Raw genomic sequence first — 18,405 nt, forward strand, 5'->3', positions numbered from 1 at the left:
AATGAGAGGTTTTTCTTTTAAATATGTTTAAGATTATTTTGACACTTCAACAATCAGATAGTCTTTAATATTTAGTTTTTTAACTAAATTATTCGCTTGTGAACTTTTAGCAAATGGACCTAAGCGATATTTGTATAAATTCTCACCTTTTATCTGATGGAGATAAATCATATTCTCTGGTAAATCAGAAAGCAATTGCTTCCGAAATATTCCAAACTGGATATAATAACGGTAGTTGGATGAAATTGTTAAAACCCTCTCTTTTCCTTTGATACTATCAATATGAATTAAAGTTTTGGGCAAGTTTAATTTATTAATTTCTTGCTGAAAAGAAAGAGCTTCATTTTCACTAAAAAAACGAGCTAAGGGATATTGATTAAAGTTTTCAAAAACGAGTTGAAAGGTTTTCACTTGTTTTTTTACAAGTTTTTCTTCCTTAACAATATCACCACCTTTTCGCTCAACCTGGATGATTGGGCTCTTATGACTGTCAGATTTCTTATAAACAACACTAAAAGTAACTAGAGATACGACGACTATAACAGATACAATAACGCGAATCAAGTTTTTTTTCTTCTTGACTTCAAGCTGTTGCCTATCCAGCTCTTTCAATAGAGCATTGATTCTAATTTTTGAATTCTCCTTATCTCCCATTAAACGAAATAAATTTCAAATTGTGTGTGAAGTAAGCATAAAACATTCATAATTATTATTTATACTAACATAAATCTATAAGTCAACAGTAGTTGACTCGCTATAAAGAGTTAAAAGTAACAAAAATTATTTATGTATTATAAAAAAAAGGAGCTCATCGACGAATCGAGAGCTCCTTTTATATCTAAAAATTCAAACTTCACATTGGGAAGATTCGAATTATACGTGTTTAAGAATATCTTCCAGATTTTCAAATCGCGCTTTATAATCATCCAAAGAACGTGTAATGACTTCTTTGGCTTCATCAACACCATAAGTATGGGTAATTTCGGCTTCCTTTTCCAAACCAGGCATATCCTTATAAGTCAGGAAATAATGCTTTAATCGGGTTACAATCACCTCTGGACAATCTGAGATATCATTGTAATTACCGTATGTCGCATCGTTCTTTAAAACAGCAATAATTTTATCATCCGCCTCATTGCCATCAATCATACGAAAACCACCAATAGGACGTACCTCAGCAATAATATCACCATGAGCAATCGACTTTTCAGTCAACACACAAATATCCAATGGATCGGCATCACCTTTGATATCTTTTTTCCCCGATTTCTCGCTACAATACTCACCTACCAACTTACCACAATACGACTGAGGTAAGAAACCATAAAGAGCTGGTACAACATTTGAATATTTTTGTGGACGGTCAATTTTTAAAAAACCACTCACCTTATCAACTTCATACTTAACGGTGTCAGTTGGCACCATCTCGATAAATGCCATAACAGAATTCGGTGCATCATCACCAACATCAATCCCGTGCCAAGGATGCGACTTATAACGTAAGCCCATCAATCGGCCAATAGGATCATTTAATTTATTTCCCATTAGTCTATATTTTTCAATTTCAATACCAAACAGTTACCTGCTCTTAAAATTTGTATAACAAAAGTAAAAAAACAATATAGAAAACAACACAATCGTATTTTTCTTTTCCCCTATTCCTGAAAATTGAGTATTTACCGCCATCTAATTTGGGGCTTGCCTTCATACTAACGACAAGGCTTAACATTCTATCGCGATAACTATCGCCCAACCGCACAAAAACCAAATCAGCTGCAGGGTTTCCACTGCTTCCGATAGCTATAGGAACCCTAAGCCAAAACCATTAAGATAGTTATCGGATAAATTTTCGTAAATGTTAATAGTTATCCGATAACTTTACGAATTACACCCAAACAAGAGCAAAACAAAAGGTGCACTACATGGAGCCCCCTTATACATTCAACAAAATCATTAATAATTTATAATTCAACATTAATTTTTACCCTCCCCATCCATCACGATCAAGACTACGATATTGAATCGCTTCAGACAGGTGATCAGTTTCGATATTTTCGGAGGCAGCCAAGTCGGCGATAGTGCGTGAAACTTTTAGGATTCTATCGTAGGCGCGTGCTGAAAGGCCAACCTTCTCCATTGCTACTTTCAAAAGCTGCATACCGGCTTCGTTGGGTTTACAATATTTACGCAGAAGTCGAGAACTCATCATTGCATTGCTATGCATCCCTTCTTCATCGACAAAACGTTCAATTTGAATTTGACGTGCGGCTTCTACCCTTTCTCTAATAACGGATGATTTTTCAGACAATCGTTCATCCGAAATTTTATCAAATGAAACAGGTGTCACCTCAATATGGATATCAATACGATCGAGAAGTGGTCCTGATATTCGACTCAAATATTTTTGAACCATTCCAGGAGGGCATAAACAATCTTTATCAGGATGATTGTAAAAACCACAAGGGCAAGGATTCATCGATGATATTAACATCACACTTGCTGGATAATCAACCGTGAACTTAGCACGTGATATGGTAATGGTTCTATCTTCCAAAGGTTGTCGCATGACCTCAAGCACAGTGCGCTTAAATTCTGGTAATTCATCGAGAAAAAGCACACCGTTGTGCGATAGACTTATTTCACCGGGCTTTGGAACTGTACCACCTCCGACAAGTGCAACGTCGCTTATTGCTTGTAATAATGAGGGGAAGTGTTATATTTGTTAAAAAATTATGGACGCAATAATATACGCACGAGTATCTACATCTAAACAAGACACTGAACGACAGGTAAAAGAATTATTAGAGTATTCTAAACTTCTAAAGTTGAATATTGTAGAAGTTATTGAAGAAAGCATTTCCGGTACAAAGAAAGCAAATGAAAGAGAAGGCATGACTCTTTTACAACAAATTACAAAGGAGAAAAACATCAAACATGTCGTAACTTGGGAGTTAAGTCGGATTGGTCGTAACCTTCGAAATTCAGTTAATATTCTATATGACTTTATAGATCAAGGCGTATGTGTGCATTCCAAAAAGGAAAACATCCGGACACTTAATGAAGATGGATCAAAGAATAATAACGCAACCATGATAATTTCAGTGTTTCTAGGTGTTGCTGAGACAGAACTAGAAACAATGAAAATGAGAGTAAAATCCGGATTAAGAAACTCCAAGTTAAATGGAGGAGCAAACGCTGCTGTTCAACCATTTGGGTTTTATTCAAAGGAAAAGAAATTAGCTGTTCACTGCGAAGAGTCTCAAATTGTAAAGCTGATTTATGATCAATATATCGCTGGAGTGGGTATGCTTAAAATTGCAAGACATTTAAACGAAATAGGTATTCCCACACGTAAAAATAAAAAATGGGTTGATAAGACTATAAACACGATCTTAAAGAATGCTTTATATAAAGGCAAACGTTATCATAATGACGAAAAAGTACCTTACAACCTTGATATTATTATACCTGTGGAGAAATGGGAAAAGGTACAGTCCATTATTAAGAGTAAGGCTAATAAGTATGCTCAAGATGCCTCTAATATTAATTTGGTAAAAGGACTTTTATATTGTGGTAACTGTGGTGAACCGATGTTTATGCACCGAAGGAGTAATCTAAGAGATAACGCTTACAAGTGCCTAAGTCAGAAAAGTGGATATAAGACTAAATCCTGTGATTTAACAGGTATTAATATAGATCTACTTAATCTACTGACATTCCTCTGTCATACACAAACTGGAAGTTTTGATTTCGATAAGATATTATCAAAGGTTGAACAAGACAACAAAACTATAAAGCTTAAAATAGCCAACCTCGAGAAAGAGATAGATGTAATAAATTCTGAATTGTTAAGATTAACTAAAGGATATATGAAAAAAATTGTACCAGAGATAGCCTTTGCGGAATTATCAAAAACATCCCAGCAAGACCTAACGAAGGCAGAAGTACGATTAGTATCTCTAAGACAAAAACTTCAAATCACCCCTGAAAAACCTAAAAAATTTTCTCCGGACAATGGTATAGATGGTAATCAGTTAATTGGAGAGTTTGCTAAAAGTATTAGACGGATCGAAATCTATAATATTCCGCTGAATGAGACTCCTTTTAACCAAAGGAAAGATAATGTTGCTTATAAGGTTAAATTTTTCATAAAGACTGGAGAGGAGAGTATCAATTTTATCAGTTCTAGAGACAAAAGAATTTTTGACAGAAACTTCCATGCTACTCCATTTTCTCTAACCAATACAAAAAAGATTGATATTAATAATTAATGAAGGGCTATCATTGATTGCACCTCATGAGCAGTTCCATAATGTATTAAAACTTGTGCGGAACTTAAATCAGAAAGAATTGAATGCTTTCTTAAAAGCGAAATAAGCTGATAATCAGTATATAATTCTAGCCGTTATAGTTTACCCAAACTATAACGGCTTTTGATATAAATACTATAATCTAATTTGTTAGATGTCTGCCTGAGGTGCTATTTTGGTAATATTGGTCCTAACTTTAAGGTAGTACCGATCTGAAATTATCCCATTAGGTTCATAAGTATTTGGGCGTATTACGGTGTGCATATGAACAAAATCTAAGTTTATGCCTTTGGTCTTTAGTGGGTTGAAGAAAAGGTAAATATTGTGCTCCCAGGTGTTACCATCAATTAGATCTGTACCCACATCTTTACCTATGTACTTGTAACCTTTTGACTCAATAAATTTTCTAACCTCATCAAACTTAATCTGAGCTTGCTCCGTAAACTCAAACGTAGTACTCTGATAATTATTAATAGACTTCTCTTCCAAGCGGACTAAACCAAAGCTAACACACTTCTTATCCTGACAGTTAGCACTGAAAACCACTACTATACTTAGGATTAAACCTATTAAAATTTTCTTCATAAGACATTTTTTGTTATTCAAACTTACATAATATTTCTTAGTTTGATTTTTTTTCAAAGTAAATTCTACAATTATTTCATATAATATTTTTGATTATAGTTGCGTAAAACCTGAGGAGAAGAAAAGAGGTGGGGCTATTTTTTCTTAGGTTTGGTAGCCCTTATAGTAATATACCCTAGCCATGCGTATAACACAAATCATAAATAATAGCACTACCTATTCATTTCAAGAATTTCATTGAATAAATTTTCAATACACTTCTTCCATTAACTGGTATAATAGTATTTGTTTCGAGTTAACAATCGTTTCCTTCGATCAAGATTAAAGACGTTACGAGTAATGATCCCACTCTTATTCGCTTACCTTTGCAGCATGTATGCTTTGGTCGACTGCAATAACTTCTATGCCTCATGCGAGAGGGTCTTCAACCCTTCATTAAATGGGAAACCTATTGTTGTTCTTAGTAACAATGATGGCTGTGTGGTAGCACGTAGTCAAGAAGCCAAAGACTTAGATATTCCAATGGGAGCTCCTGCATTTAAGTTTAAAGATCTCTTCGAGAAGAAAGGTGTGCATGTCTTTTCTTCAAACTATGCTCTGTATGGTGATATGAGTAGTCGAGTGATGAGCATTCTTTCCTCATATGCTGCTGATGTAGAAATATACAGCATCGACGAATCCTTCCTTGATCTACATGGTTACGATTACTTAGATCTAGAAGAGTATGCTACTGAGATCAAGAATAAGATCTTTCAATGGACAGGCATTGCTGTTTGCGTGGGTATTGCACCTACAAAAGCCCTTGCAAAGTTAGCCAATAGAGTAGCTAAAAAATACAACGAGAGGACTCGAGGTGTTTACCTTATCGATTCAGATGAGAAGCGTGACAAAGCCTTAAAATGGTGTCAGGTTGAGGATGTGTGGGGAATAGGAAGACAGAACTCAAAAAAGCTCCGATCCTATGATGTGAAGACGGCTTATGAGTTCACTCAAAAACCAGATTACTGGGTTCGTAAAGAAATGTCAGTAGTAGGTTTACGTCTTAAACATGATCTCATGGGTATCCCATCAATTCTGATGGAAGAAGTCAAACCTAAGAAATCGATATCTACCACGAGGACGTTTGAAGGAACAAGCAGCGATTTTCAGTATGTTCGAGAACGCGTATCCACCTTTGCAGCTTCCTGTGCTGAAAAGTTACGAAAACAGAAGTCTTCATGCTCAGCTATTATGGTTTACATTCACACCAGTCCTTTTCAGAAGGATAAGCCCCAGTATCACAAGTCTATAACCATTAAGATGCCCTATTCTACTAATTCTACAATAGATTTGGTAGAACACGCTCAGACGGCTTTAAAACAGATATATATTAAAGGATATGACTACAAAAAAGCTGGGGTTATTGTACTCGACTTTGTGAATGAAACTGAAAAGCAACTATCCTTTTTTACTTCTGAAAACCCCAAGCATACTGCCTTATTTAAAACCATGGATCAGCTCAACAGGAAATACAAGAATGGAAAGGTTAAGCTGGCTTGCCAAGACCTTGGTCGAACCTGGAAGATGAAGCAAGAGAGACTATCTCCATCTTATACAACCAAATTAAGTGACATCATTAAGATCAAGTGCAATGACTGACGAATCTAAACTTACAATCTATCACGTTTCTACTGACTCCCCAACACCAATCCCTTTGGTTGGCTCAAGTGTTCATGCTGGCTTCCCAAGTCCAGCAGATGATTTTATCGAGAAGAATATCAGTCTTGATAGTGAACTCATCCGTAACAAAGAGGCAACCTTCTATGCCAGGGTTGAAGGTGATAGTATGAAAGATGCTAACATACATGATGGTGATCTTTTGGTTATTGATCGAAGCTTAGAACCTCAAAATAATAAGGTGGCTGTCTGTTTCATCGATGGGGAGTTCACGGTTAAACGACTGCACTTAAAAGAAGATTACATCTTGCTCATGCCAGAAAACAAAGAGTTCTCACCCATAAAAGTCACAGATGAAAACGAATTCCTTATCTGGGGCATAGTTACCTACGTCATCAAAGCGGTTTAATATTTTTGTTATAACTCTCTCTAACCCTAAATTAACCAAGTGAAAGATTGACACCGTATTAAAAGCCTCTTCACAGAACAGCGCAACCCTAAAAAAACAGTTGAATTGATTTGCTTAAGTTTTAATCAGAAAATATTATTAAGCAATTTGATTTGACAATATCAATATTAGTTGGAATTTGATAGCTTTACTTAAATCTTATACATTTCAGTATATAAGATGTCTCAGATAAAAACTATAAGGTGAACATATACACCCAAATTAGCTGTGTATCGTCACCTTTTAAAAGAAATAACATCAATATTGATGTTACACATAAGCTGGCAACAAGCTGAAATGATAATTAAGAAGAACAGAATAAAATTAATTTGAAGAAGAATGGCAAACAGTAATCTCTCGGCAGCAAAAAAAGCTAAGAACGATGAGTTCTATACACAGTACCCAGATATACAGAAGGAGATTCAGGCTTACATAGATTACAACCCTGATGTTTTTAAGGGTAAGACAGTTCTATTGCCATGTGATGACCCCGAGTGGAGCAACTTCACCAAATTTTTTGCGCAAAATTTTGAGCGTTTTGGTCTGAAGAAACTCATTAGTACAAGCTATGCGGTAGATAGCAAACTTTACAAAGGTGGATATCAAGTTACTATGTTTGAGGCAAATGCACCTCAGTACGATAGCAGCAAGACCAAAAAATACGGAAAAATATTTACCCTAACACATGATAAAAGCGGTGATGGAAAAATAGATGTGGACGACTTGGAGTGGAATTATATGGATGGTGATGGCGACTTTAACAGCCCAGAGGTAAAAAATCTGCGAGATGAAGCTGACATCATCATTACCAATCCACCGTTCTCATTATTTCGTGATTTTGTAGCGTGGATCGTTGAAGCCAATAAACAGTTTGTAATTATTGGTAATATGAATGCGCTAAAATACAAGGAAATATTTCCAATTATCAAGGATAAAAAAATGTGGTTAGGAGCCACAAATTTTAATACTGGAATGTATTTCAAAGTACCTGATGAATTTGAGTATACTGACAGCTACAAGTTTGAACGTGAGAGAAATGGCGAAAAAGTAAATCGAGTGCCAGGCGTTTGTTGGTTTACTACCCTTGACCATGGAAGACGTCATAACCCCTTACCATTAATGACTGAGGTGGACATTGTAAAGTTTTCCACAAAAAAGGCATTTGATAAATATGACAACTATGATGCAATTGAAGTACCTCTTGTCAAACTCATTCCAAGCGACTATGAGGGGGTAATGGGGGTGCCGATTACTTTTCTTGATAAGTATGCTCCTGAGCAATTTGAGATTATCGGTTTATCAATGAAAGATGGTTTTGGGTTACAAAGTCATAAGAAATACGATAATTATAAAGAAATTAAACAAAATGGAACATTTACTGGGTCATCAGGGAAAAAAACAAATGGCAACCCTATGATTAAAGGGAAGCCCATAAAGGGAAATTATTATATAGATGAAGCAGGAAATTGTGCTTATTCATTGTACGATAGACTATTCATAATTCATAGAAAAATCGATAAAAGAGAATAGAAACTCAGGTAGTATAAAAAGGAAACAAAGAACCTATTCCGGAGTTTGAAATGTGTAAAAACTTTTAAAATAAATTAACTGTCAAATCCGCTGGACTGGACATGCAACAAAAGAATAATGGCAAACATAAATCTAACAGCAGCTAAAAGAGCGAAAAACGATGAGTTCTACACACAGTATTCTGATATACAGAAGGAAATACAGGCCTATCTAGATTACAACCCTGATGTGTTCAAAGGTAAGACTATACTGCTTCCTTGCGATGACCCGGAATGGAGTAATTTCACCAAATTCTTTGCGCAAAACTTTGAGCATTTTGGTCTGAAGAAACTCATTAGCACGAGCTTTGCAGTAGATAGTAAACCATATAAAGCTGGTTATCAAACAACTCTATTTGAAGTAAACGCACCACAATACGATAGCAATAAGACCAAAACCAATGGAAAAATATTTACACTGACACATGATGTTTCTGGAAATGGAAAGATTGATGTAGATGATCTAGAATGGGAATACTTAGAAGGCGATGGTGATTTTAAAAGTGAAGAAGTTAAAGCCTTACGGGATGAAGCTGATATTATCATTACCAATCCGCCATTTTCATTGTTTCGTGAGTTTCTGGTATGGATTATGGAAGCCAATAAACTATTTGCCATAATTGGAAACATAAATGCTATTACGTACAAAGAAGTTTTTCCGCCAATTAAAGACAACAATATTTGGTTAGGCACGGGTATGGGAAGGTGGATATCTGGTTTCATTGTTCCCGAATCATATGAATTATATGGAACTGAAGCTAGAATTGATAGTGATGGAAATAGAATTATTGCTACAAATAACTGTCTTTGGCTCACAAACATAGAGCACGGCAAACGTCATCAACCGCTAAAGTTGATGTCCATGGCCGATAATCGAAGATTTAACAAGAAGCTACAGAAAAAAGCTGCTTACGAACAATACGACAACTATGACGCTATTGAAGTTCCTTTCTCAGACGCAATACCCTTGGACTATGATGGAGTAATGGGTGTGCCTATAAGTTTTCTGGATAAATATTGTCCTGAGCAATTTGAAATTGTTGGAAGTGATTCATCTGTAAAAGAAGGATTGTTACCTGATTTAGTCAATTCTGAATGGAAAGGAAAACTCGATAGAGGGTACATCAATAACAAGAGATTTTATAGTCGCATCCTAATTAAACGAAAGAATTGATAAGTATGGAAACAACACTTAGAACCGACATCACGGTCAAAGACATCTGCGAAGGCTTTATTTACAATGAGCTGGAGGTAAAGGGTTTGTTCGGGCTATCAGGCAAGCTCACCATCCAACCCGAATACCAACGCAATTACATATATGCAGATGGTAAGAAGGATGTGGCCGTTATCGAGTCCATACTAAAGGGCTATCCGCTGGGACTTATCTATTTCAATAAGGTAAGTGATGGCAAGTATGAAGTTCTGGACGGACAGCAGCGTATTACCAGTTTTGGACGCTATGTAACGAACAGATTTGCCGTAAAGGATGAGAACGGAATGGAGCAATATTTTAGTGGTATCGCTGCAAGTAAGCAGAAAAAGATACTGGAAGCGGAACTGCTTATTTATGAATGCGAAGGAGAAGAACCTGAAATTAAAAATTGGTTTCGCACTATTAACATTGCTGGTGTACCACTCAATGACCAAGAGATAAACAACGCTGTATTTTCTGGTCCCTTTGTAACATTAGCTAAAGAGGAGTTCAGCAATAGTCAAAATGCCAACATCCAAAAATGGAGTACTTATGTTTCTGGCACTGCAAACAGGCAGGATTTTTTGGAATGTGCATTGGATTGGGTGACCAAAGGTGACATCGTACCCTATATGAGCCGACATCGCTATGATGACAACATCAGGGAGTTGAAAACCTATTTCAATAGTGTAATGGATTGGGTTTCTGGTGTATTCATAGATGTGGAAAAAGAGATGCGCAGATTGGAGTGGGGGCGCTTGTATGAAGCATATCATAAAAAAGGCTACGACCCGAAAAAGGTGTCAGAAGAAGTCCAAAAACTCTATAGTGACCCCTATATCAAAAGTCGAAAAGGTGTTTTTGAGTTCATACTTGGAGGTTCGGTAGACATAAAACTGCTTGAAGTACGCGTTTTTGAGGAATCGACCAAACGAACGACCTACGCCAAACAAAAGACAAAGGCAGAAAAGAAAGGAGTTTCAAATTGCTCACACTGCACCATGGGGCATGATGCCAACAAAACAAAGATCTGGAGCATGGCTGATATGGATGCCGACCACGTAGCTGCTTGGAGTAAGGGTGGAGCAACAGATATAAAGAACTGTGAGATGTTGTGCAAGACTCACAATCGTGCAAAAGGAAATCGATAAAAAAGCCAGCTGCTAATAAGGTGTATAATCCATACCCTGCGGGATACGCACCATACACGGAACGTTATTTCAGTTATCAATGAGGTGAATATAGTGGCTTATGACGAGAGAAAGCATTGCAACTAAGTGTTATCAAAACCAACTTCTATTGCCTCAACTTTTCATGAAGATTAAATTTAGGAAAAACAGCCTTGAGCTAGGGAAGTGTGAAAATTGAAAGAAGAGTAGGTACGAAGCTGATTTCGATTGAAGCGAAGGGAACGTAGTGCGAGCCGCCTGCGAGTGGAGTAGCGGTTGGTGTAAGAAACTGTCTGAAGAATGAAGACCATTTACAGCTACTGTTTACAGCAAGGTTATGGCAATGTTTTTGATCAGGATTGGATGGTGGGTAAGGTCAAAAACTCGGACAAAACCGTAGAGCGCTGCGACTAGCAGGCGAGCCTAACATAGGTAGCGGTTGGGCTTGTAAGTACTGACTGAAGGTACGAAAGGAAGTGTTTACAAGAACAAAAGAGCTGCAGTGAGAAAGATGGAGGAACACAAAAAACATGACAAGCTGAAGCGAAGCGGAACCTTTTCGGGATTACTACTCTTTATTTAATCCTCTAAAATAAAGCTAATAAAGTGTAGTAATAGATTGGCGTGAGTTTTGTTGACAACTGATGACGAACACCGATTTTCCTTTTGAACTCCATCCACTCTCATATGATAACCACATTAATAAGTTTGCAATGAACAGAATTGTTGTGTGTTTTACTAACAAAATAATGTGTTGCTTATTGTTAATATTGATTGTATATCTAACTAATAATTGATAATGTTGTGTCGTGTGATAGCTATATTGTAACATTTCAACAGCTAATAACCTGATCAAAATCGCAGTTACATTATCAATTGAGATGTTATTAATATGCATTTGGGAAATAGGCATTATTAGGCCTCGTGGGCAACATGCTTGTGCACAGAATACATATAATTTTTGTCATTATATATGATATAGTGTTTCAAGCCTCCAACTACCGATTTGTAATTTTCCTTGTTATACCCTCTTGCACAACACCTGATTAACAAGAGCTTATCGTATAACAATAATTGTTATATAAGATGATTCCATTCCCTAAATAGTTGAACTTAGATTTTCATCTAAAGAGGTTTATTCATTTTTTTTTTCTTGCGTACCAGTACCTTAACTATCTAGTAATAATTATTAATTCAGAAAGCTGCAATTGAATATTAGTTGGAGGTACAACCTCTCGGCAATTATATTGTGTAAACATTACTGATAATCTGATTTGCAGTGCTATGGTTTATAGCTTGTTATTGTTAATATAGTGAGATTGATAGTTTCCCGAAAGATTGTACCTATGGTTGTTAATAACTACGATACTAGGATGTCTGGTCAATTACTTACGCTTTCGGATCTGATTAAGGTCATTCATTTCCTGAAAGAGTAGATTTATTTAAAAATCGATATTGTATTATGTGTGAGGAGAAAAAGGGTGGGGTATTTTCTCTCAAGATATGGGACTTCGTATGGTAATATACCTTGCTCGTGCTTGTAACACACTTTAAAACAATAATTCAAGGAATACAGGTTTTCATAGTTTCCTCATATCTAGATTGGAATGTTCTCAAATAGTGGGCTTTCCAATTAATTTCACCTTAGATTTTCATTATAGGAAATAGTTTCCTTACTTTGTAATCTGCGACATAGAAGTCTTCTTGTTGCACTCCTTGCGCATTCCAGCGCACTAATTTTCAAATATATCTATTAAGAGGGTATTGACCCTCACTAATTAAATTTAAAACAAAGTAACATAGGTTAATGACCTTGTGTTACTTCGTGTTAACGTATTAATATTTGAAGATGAAGAATAAACATTATTACCTACTGCCGGGTGGGAAAAGGGCTGAAAACATGAAACAGGCAAGAACATTCATGGAGATTGGAAGACATGCATTCAGAAATGCGGTTAAATCTGGAGAAGTTATTAAGGTATTGTTTAACCCTCCAACGCTTCATAGTGATGAACAATCAGACAACGTACAATAGGTCCACAAATGATGGTAAGGAGAACTTCTATACCAAAATTGATAATAAGATGATACGAGACAAACGACTCTCACTGAATCAAATTGGAATGATGACATTAATACTTTCACAGAGTAATGAGTATGTTATTAACTCCACCTACTTGCAAAAACATACAGGTCTTGGCAAGGATAAGTTTTTTAAAGAATGGAAGAAACTTCAGGAGTATGGTTATATAATACGTGAAGATATTCGCGAGAAAGGTCGAGTAAAAGGTACTCATTGGATTGTTAACGAAAACCCCTTAAATATGGGAAGTTTGCCTGAATCCGAAAAACAGGAATCTGGTAACTCTGAATCTGTTAACCATGACAGTAATTATAATCATGAAAATAATAATCAATTATATAAGAAAACAGTAACAGGTAAGCATGCATCAACAGCGTTGTCATCGGGGATAGAGAAGGAGATTAACAAAATGTGGGATGAAGCAAAAGAAGTTTATGACCATATCTGTAGTGTTGCTGCTGACTACGGATACAAGACATATGGCTGGGAGATGACGAATGAGGACCGTTCGCTTATCATAGGAGCACTCAGTAAATATGACAAGTACAAGAATAGAAAGTCAGTAAGAATATTAAATGATAAGATAGATGAGCTTGCTTCACAGGCTGGTATTGATGTTAATTATATGGGGACTCGTTTTTTCTGTAAAAAAATTGCAGGTAATGAAATTGTAGATGAACAATTTCTAATTAATAAAGCAGAGGAGAGGCTTCATAAGAGTAGTTTTGAATCGGCAGGAAGACTATTTATTTCGAATCCAAGTGATAAGATCTCCGTAGGTTTAGTCCCATCATTACTACCTCCAGCTCCTCCTTCTCTTCCAAATTTTCATGAAATGATTTCGGAAATACTACAGTATTAACAATGAATTATATTGGTAAATTAAGGGAATATCTAAAGTTGACACCATTTACATTTAATGAAGCAAAAGCCCAATCTTTAAGGTTGGGCTTAAAAAGTAATTGTCTCGTCCTGATATGTACATTTCGTATCAGGCAAATTAGAAAGTAAGTTTAATCCTATTCCTATCTCTCAAAACGTTCAACGGCTACCAGTACTTTCTTTTTGTTATAAAATATTCGACTTCCAATGTGTTGAGAGCTCAAATAGTTCTTTTCTTACCATCTGATCATGGTAAAGGTAGTTTTCACATTAAGTTGGTTCATTGCTTCTTGGGGACATACAAATTGTGTAATCGGCATACCATTTGTGTAATGACGCATACAGTTTGTGTAATAGACATACCGTTTGTGTAGTCACACATACCATTCGTGTAATTCATACCTCTCAATATGCTGTATTATAGTCTTGTATGCTCCCTGAGAGTGTGTGAGAAGATGTAGAAAGAGTACTGTTACGTATTTTTAATTATTCCTTTTAAAAATAGAGGTAATCTAAAAACAGTTTAGGTATTTCGCTTATCGTATTGTTTATCAGATGTTTTTACGAATATTATTGTATGCATAAATCATATTTAGTTTATTACACAAATGGTATGCCTTACCCTTAATTCATAATTACGTGGTATAAGTTTTGGAATATGCTTAGCTAACATCGTCTTCCCAAAATCCTTTTAAATAACTCTTTCTATAATAGTTTCTTAACTTTCACAACGGTTGTTTTGCTCACTCCTAGCGTATCGGCTGATTTCTTCAATGACATTCCAGATTCAAGGCAGTTGACGATATTCTTGTGCTTGGTCAAGAATTTATCGGTGCTTTCTTTTGTCCCCTCTTTGCGACCTATATATACTCCTCTTTCCTTTGCTAACTGAATTCCTTCGGCAGTTTTTTCCTTAATCTCCTCTCGTTGCTGTTCTGCTATCTGAGAATACATTGCCACCATCATTTTAAAAGTGAAACTCTCTTTACCATTATCAAATAGATGCATATTACCCATTGATGTAATTGTCAACTGGCATTTATATTCCTTAAATACTTTGATTATATCCTGAATATCATCTGCATTACGGCCTAAACGATCAATTCTATTCACATAAACATGTTTCACCTTTCCAGTGATGATATCACCCAGCAAACGGCTTCCTTGTGGTCGTTCTGCAAATGGCGTTGTTCCTTGGATCTTATCGATGTACTGTTGGCCAATTGCTTTATTCACCTGAGTAATGACGTTCTGCTTAGCTGTAGATACTCTGATATATGTTGCTTCCATAGTCATTCACTTTATTGATTACAGTCACAATATAAGTACAACATTAGACTCTGTAATATTGTACTCGTGAAATCCTTGAATTTGTAGCTAATATATAATCATTAAAGGTTCATGATATAGGTATACCCTAAAACTGGACCTTTCGAGATCAAATTAATACAAAGATTAATCTTTTCATTATCATTTGAAATGTGGATGTATCCAAGATGATCCAGTTAGATTTCAATGATTGGAGCAATAGTTGGTGCAGTGATAACAAAAGGAATAAATAACATTTTTCAGAAAGTCCCAACATAAATAATTGGGTGGAGGTGCTTCAATATTTGTAGGGCATTTTAACGATAGCCTTTCTTCTGACCGTTCAAGTTTAATATATTTAATCCGTTTCCTCTCATGTTTGCCATGAGAGGTTTTAATTATAATTTCATCAAATTACAATGCACCTGAGTTAAACAATAACAACAATTTTGCAGGGCAATAACTTGAGATTTTACCTTCTCCTGTCAATACACTTGTTATTGTTCCCCTAATTGTAAGGATATCATTTCGCCAAGTATTGTCAATTAAAGTATAAGTCTTTTTGATATCTTTCACTCCTGTTTCTGACCATTTTATTCCAACATTTCGAGACAAGTATTGATTTACTAAAACATTATATCTTTCAATTGAAACAATCTTTCTATAACTTATCACAATTGACCCTATTTTTCCTTCGATGTTAGATTCTAATGTTACTTCAGCTCCAATTTCACTACTATACCCCTCTATACAAGCATCAAAATAACACCCTTGCTCTTCATCATATATTCCTTCTGTCATTGATATATTATCATTTGAAACATTGAAAAATGAGGAAACTACTGATTTTGTTAGATTTCTTTGAAGAAATTGCTTTTGTGCATTTACATTGAATGAAAACACGGATAATAATATTAATAGTACAAGGATAGATTTAATTTTCATTTTTCTTTAAGTTTAAAATTACTTTATTTAACAAAAACGAAGATAACCGTAAATCTCAATCTATCCCAATTTTATGCAATTTCATTCTGGTACTTAACAGATGAAATAAATAATTATTCATGTAAAGTATCGTTTGTGGATTATTAAGAGAAAAAGAGCAAAGCGAAATTAAGTGTGCCTTGGCGAACATTAATAATTTACCATAGTTAATGAACCTTCATTTTCTGATTCTCGGTTGGATTAACACAGTGCCTGATATTAATATCTTATATTGTAACCCGGATTGAGTTGTTACAACTCCAGGTTTAGATTTGTGCTCATTCAAAAACACTTCCCCTTTAAGCTTACAGTTCTATGAAAAAAATATTCCTATTAGTCCTATCTTTCGTTTATATTAATCTTGGTTACTCACAAGATAATATGTACTTACCAACAGTAAATGGTGAGGTAATAAGTCATTCAAACTTCACACTCTCTTATATCGAGACTTATGAGCAAGCTGAATGGGTAGCATATGAACTAACAACAGAAGAGACGGTAAAAGTAGTCGAAAGGTCAGATAAATTTAAATCAGATTCAGATGTATCAACTGGTTCTGCAACATTAAAAGATTACAGAAGGTCAGGATATGACAGAGGGCATTTAGCTCCTGCTGCTGATATGAGCTTTTCCTCTATTGCAATGAATGAAAGTTTCTATATGTCCAATATGTCACCGCAAGCTCGATCATTTAACAGGGGTGTATGGAAGAAGTTAGAAAGCCTTGTAAGATCATACGCAAAACAGTATGGAAAAATATATGTGGTTACTGGTCCTGTATTAACGAAAGGTTCTCCTACAATTGGTAATAATCATGTAGCAATACCACAATACTATTACAAGATCGTACTAACAGGAGACGGTGATAACCGTCAGATGATAGCATTCCTAGTGCAAAATGGAAAAAGTTCAGAACCACTATCTAAGTTTGTCGTCAATACTGATTGCATAGAGACACTTACAGGAATTGATTTTTTTCCACAGTTACCAGATGATTTAGAAGAGAAACTAGAATCTGGTATAGATAAGTCTAATTGGTATTTCAAAGTTGGCCAAGCACCGTTAAAACAGCATATAACCACATCTAACTCTACAGCAGTACAATGTAAAGGGGTTGTTAAATCAAAAGGAATAAGATGTAGAAACAAAAAGCAGTAATGATTCTAAGTATTGTTGGGAACATCAATAATAACCTCTCCCCTATAGGTGTGTCACACTAAACTATATCGCCACCTTATATCCGAATATTTCATCAGAAATTGTGTGATGAGGACTTCTAAATGGTCGTTTAGTCATTAAACCACTTTCCTTTTCAAGTGTTCCAGCTACCGAATGAATCTTGGTTGTTTCTAGTGCCTCCTGTAAACTAAGAGGGGGTAAAATTCCCGGAATTCGTTTGGCCAACATTGTTTTTCCTGAACCTGGGGGCCCAATCATAATAATGTTGTGCCCACCAGCAGCAGCAATCTCAAGAGCTCTTTTCACATTTTCTTGCCCTTTAACATCAGCAAAGTCATGCTCAAAATGATTTAGGTGAGAATAAAACTCAGCTCTGGTATCTACTTCTGTGATTTTCAACTCAGCATCTCCGTTAAAGAAATCAATCAGCTCCTTAATATTCTGAATACCGTAGACATTCAAATTATTAACGACAGCTGCTTCTTTCGCATTCTCCAAAGGCAAAATCAGACCTTCAAATCCTTCTTCTCTGGCTTTTATTGCCATGGGTAAAACACCTTTTATAGGAACCAAACTGCCATCGAGCGAAAGCTCACCCATAATCACATATTTTTGTAAGTCGGGGCATTTTATTTGTTCTGTAGCTGTTAATATTCCAATTGCTAAGGGTAAATCGTAAGCCGATCCCTCCTTACGAATATCAGCAGGAGCCATATTAATAATGATCTTTTTACCTGGAATTTTATAGCCAACTTCTCGTAATGCAGAGTCAATACGCTGCTGGCTTTCCTTCACCGCATTGTCGGCTAAACCAACTAGTAAAAAGCGAACTCCGTTAAAAACATTGACTTCAATTGTGATGGTAGTGGCATGAATACCATACACAGCACTTCCGTAGGTTTTGATGAGCATTTGACCTAGTTTTTAAACTATTAGATAATGTAAGGATTCTTTAAATTAATGATTTATGTTGAGTTAAATAAAAATATTTTCAAGATTATGATTTTTAAAAGCAAAAGTCTATTTCAATATTCCCATTCG

General features: G+C 35.6%; 17 protein-coding genes. 9 read left to right on the top strand and 8 right to left on the bottom strand.

Annotation, left to right across the window (positions count from 1 at the left end):
* Positions 1-33 precede the first annotated feature (33 nt).
* The 3 genes from ACXR6G_RS03505 to ACXR6G_RS03515 form a co-directional block, all read right to left on the bottom strand.
* Positions 34-654 carry an SPOR domain-containing protein gene (locus tag ACXR6G_RS03505; protein WP_458360016.1) on the bottom strand — a complete coding sequence of 207 codons (621 nt, stop codon included), beginning with the start codon at positions 652-654 and terminating at the stop codon, positions 34-36.
* Between the two features lie 219 nt (positions 655-873).
* Positions 874-1,545: an inorganic pyrophosphatase gene (locus ACXR6G_RS03510; RefSeq protein WP_458360017.1), complete on the bottom strand. Its 672-nt coding sequence runs from the start codon at positions 1,543-1,545 to the stop codon at positions 874-876.
* A 436-nt stretch (positions 1,546-1,981) separates the two neighbouring features.
* Positions 1,982-2,689, bottom strand: coding sequence for a YifB family Mg chelatase-like AAA ATPase (locus ACXR6G_RS03515; RefSeq protein WP_458360411.1), 708 nt, complete (start codon positions 2,687-2,689; stop codon positions 1,982-1,984).
* A 43-nt stretch (positions 2,690-2,732) separates the two neighbouring features.
* Between ACXR6G_RS03515 and ACXR6G_RS03520 the strand changes: the two genes are divergently transcribed.
* Positions 2,733-4,271 carry a recombinase family protein gene (locus tag ACXR6G_RS03520; RefSeq protein ID WP_458360018.1) on the top strand — a complete coding sequence of 513 codons (1,539 nt, stop codon included), beginning with the start codon at positions 2,733-2,735 and terminating at the stop codon, positions 4,269-4,271.
* Positions 4,272-4,460: 189 nt separating this feature from the next.
* Here the strand turns inward: ACXR6G_RS03520 and ACXR6G_RS03525 are convergent, their stop codons facing one another.
* On the bottom strand, positions 4,461-4,895 hold the full coding sequence (locus ACXR6G_RS03525) for a hypothetical protein (RefSeq protein WP_458360019.1): 435 nt from the start codon (positions 4,893-4,895) through the stop codon (positions 4,461-4,463).
* 339 nt (positions 4,896-5,234) lie between these two features.
* Here ACXR6G_RS03525 and ACXR6G_RS03530 point away from each other — a divergent pair, with 339 nt between their 5' ends.
* The 7 genes from ACXR6G_RS03530 to ACXR6G_RS03560 all read left to right on the top strand — a co-directional run bounded on the left by ACXR6G_RS03530 (position 5,235) and on the right by ACXR6G_RS03560 (position 13,873).
* Positions 5,235-6,533 (top strand): Y-family DNA polymerase, encoded by a 1,299-nt coding sequence (locus ACXR6G_RS03530; protein ID WP_458360020.1) that lies wholly within the window; start codon positions 5,235-5,237, stop codon positions 6,531-6,533.
* Positions 6,526-6,960: a LexA family protein gene (locus ACXR6G_RS03535; RefSeq protein WP_458360021.1), complete on the top strand. Its 435-nt coding sequence runs from the start codon at positions 6,526-6,528 to the stop codon at positions 6,958-6,960. The genes ACXR6G_RS03530 and ACXR6G_RS03535 overlap by 8 nt, the downstream gene beginning before the upstream one ends.
* Before the next feature lie 378 nt (positions 6,961-7,338).
* A complete protein-coding gene (locus tag ACXR6G_RS03540; protein ID WP_458360022.1) occupies positions 7,339-8,529 on the top strand; it encodes an adenine-specific methyltransferase EcoRI family protein in 1,191 nt (396 codons plus the stop codon).
* Positions 8,530-8,646: 117 nt separating this feature from the next.
* Entirely contained in the window at positions 8,647-9,741 is a 1,095-nt protein-coding gene (locus ACXR6G_RS03545) for an adenine-specific methyltransferase EcoRI family protein (protein WP_458360023.1), read from the top strand.
* A 5-nt stretch (positions 9,742-9,746) separates the two neighbouring features.
* Complete coding sequence (locus ACXR6G_RS03550; protein WP_458360024.1) at positions 9,747-10,910, top strand: HNH endonuclease family protein; 1,164 nt, start codon at positions 9,747-9,749, stop codon at positions 10,908-10,910.
* A 1,918-nt stretch (positions 10,911-12,828) separates the two neighbouring features.
* Positions 12,829-12,963, top strand: a complete 135-nt coding sequence (locus ACXR6G_RS03555; RefSeq protein WP_458360025.1) for a hypothetical protein — start codon at positions 12,829-12,831, stop codon at positions 12,961-12,963.
* The gene (locus tag ACXR6G_RS03560; RefSeq protein ID WP_458360026.1) at positions 12,938-13,873 is read left to right on the top strand and encodes a hypothetical protein; all 936 of its coding nucleotides are present in this window, start codon (positions 12,938-12,940) and stop codon (positions 13,871-13,873) included. The genes ACXR6G_RS03555 and ACXR6G_RS03560 overlap by 26 nt, the downstream gene beginning before the upstream one ends.
* 725 nt (positions 13,874-14,598) lie before the next feature.
* Here ACXR6G_RS03560 and ACXR6G_RS03565 read toward each other — a convergent pair.
* From ACXR6G_RS03565 to ACXR6G_RS03575, 3 genes are all read right to left on the bottom strand, one after another.
* Positions 14,599-15,183, bottom strand: a complete 585-nt coding sequence (locus tag ACXR6G_RS03565) for a recombinase family protein (RefSeq protein ID WP_458360027.1) — start codon at positions 15,181-15,183, stop codon at positions 14,599-14,601.
* Positions 15,184-15,615: 432 nt separating this feature from the next.
* Complete coding sequence (locus ACXR6G_RS03570) at positions 15,616-16,146, bottom strand: hypothetical protein (protein WP_458360028.1); 531 nt, start codon at positions 16,144-16,146, stop codon at positions 15,616-15,618.
* A gap of 217 nt (positions 16,147-16,363) precedes the next feature.
* Entirely contained in the window at positions 16,364-16,477 is a 114-nt protein-coding gene (locus tag ACXR6G_RS03575) for an FKBP-type peptidyl-prolyl cis-trans isomerase N-terminal domain-containing protein (RefSeq protein ID WP_458360029.1), read from the bottom strand.
* 23 nt (positions 16,478-16,500) lie between these two features.
* On the opposite strand from ACXR6G_RS03575, the gene ACXR6G_RS03580 reads away from it, so the two are divergent.
* A complete protein-coding gene (locus ACXR6G_RS03580; protein ID WP_458360030.1) occupies positions 16,501-17,343 on the top strand; it encodes a DNA/RNA non-specific endonuclease in 843 nt (280 codons plus the stop codon).
* Between the two features lie 63 nt (positions 17,344-17,406).
* On the opposite strand, the gene ACXR6G_RS03585 is transcribed toward ACXR6G_RS03580, so the two are convergent.
* The gene (locus tag ACXR6G_RS03585; RefSeq protein WP_458360031.1) at positions 17,407-18,276 is read right to left on the bottom strand and encodes a YifB family Mg chelatase-like AAA ATPase; all 870 of its coding nucleotides are present in this window, start codon (positions 18,274-18,276) and stop codon (positions 17,407-17,409) included.
* Positions 18,277-18,405: the final 129 nt, after the last annotated feature.

It is taken from the genome of Ancylomarina sp. YFZ004 (assembly GCF_054254355.1).

Coding starts and splice junctions, on each gene's coding strand:
- ACXR6G_RS03505 (WP_458360016.1), bottom strand. CDS start 654: ATGGGAGATAAGGAGAATTCAAAAATTAGAATCAATGCTCTATTGAAA.
- ACXR6G_RS03510 (WP_458360017.1), bottom strand. CDS start 1,545: ATGGGAAATAAATTAAATGATCCTATTGGCCGATTGATGGGCTTACGT.
- ACXR6G_RS03520 (WP_458360018.1), top strand. CDS start 2,733: ATGGACGCAATAATATACGCACGAGTATCTACATCTAAACAAGACACT.
- ACXR6G_RS03525 (WP_458360019.1), bottom strand. CDS start 4,895: ATGAAGAAAATTTTAATAGGTTTAATCCTAAGTATAGTAGTGGTTTTC.
- ACXR6G_RS03530 (WP_458360020.1), top strand. CDS start 5,235: ATGATCCCACTCTTATTCGCTTACCTTTGCAGCATGTATGCTTTGGTC.
- ACXR6G_RS03535 (WP_458360021.1), top strand. CDS start 6,526: ATGACTGACGAATCTAAACTTACAATCTATCACGTTTCTACTGACTCC.
- ACXR6G_RS03540 (WP_458360022.1), top strand. CDS start 7,339: ATGGCAAACAGTAATCTCTCGGCAGCAAAAAAAGCTAAGAACGATGAG.
- ACXR6G_RS03545 (WP_458360023.1), top strand. CDS start 8,647: ATGGCAAACATAAATCTAACAGCAGCTAAAAGAGCGAAAAACGATGAG.
- ACXR6G_RS03550 (WP_458360024.1), top strand. CDS start 9,747: ATGGAAACAACACTTAGAACCGACATCACGGTCAAAGACATCTGCGAA.
- ACXR6G_RS03555 (WP_458360025.1), top strand. CDS start 12,829: ATGAAACAGGCAAGAACATTCATGGAGATTGGAAGACATGCATTCAGA.
- ACXR6G_RS03560 (WP_458360026.1), top strand. CDS start 12,938: ATGAACAATCAGACAACGTACAATAGGTCCACAAATGATGGTAAGGAG.
- ACXR6G_RS03565 (WP_458360027.1), bottom strand. CDS start 15,183: ATGGAAGCAACATATATCAGAGTATCTACAGCTAAGCAGAACGTCATT.
- ACXR6G_RS03570 (WP_458360028.1), bottom strand. CDS start 16,146: ATGAAAATTAAATCTATCCTTGTACTATTAATATTATTATCCGTGTTT.
- ACXR6G_RS03580 (WP_458360030.1), top strand. CDS start 16,501: ATGAAAAAAATATTCCTATTAGTCCTATCTTTCGTTTATATTAATCTT.
- ACXR6G_RS03585 (WP_458360031.1), bottom strand. CDS start 18,276: ATGCTCATCAAAACCTACGGAAGTGCTGTGTATGGTATTCATGCCACT.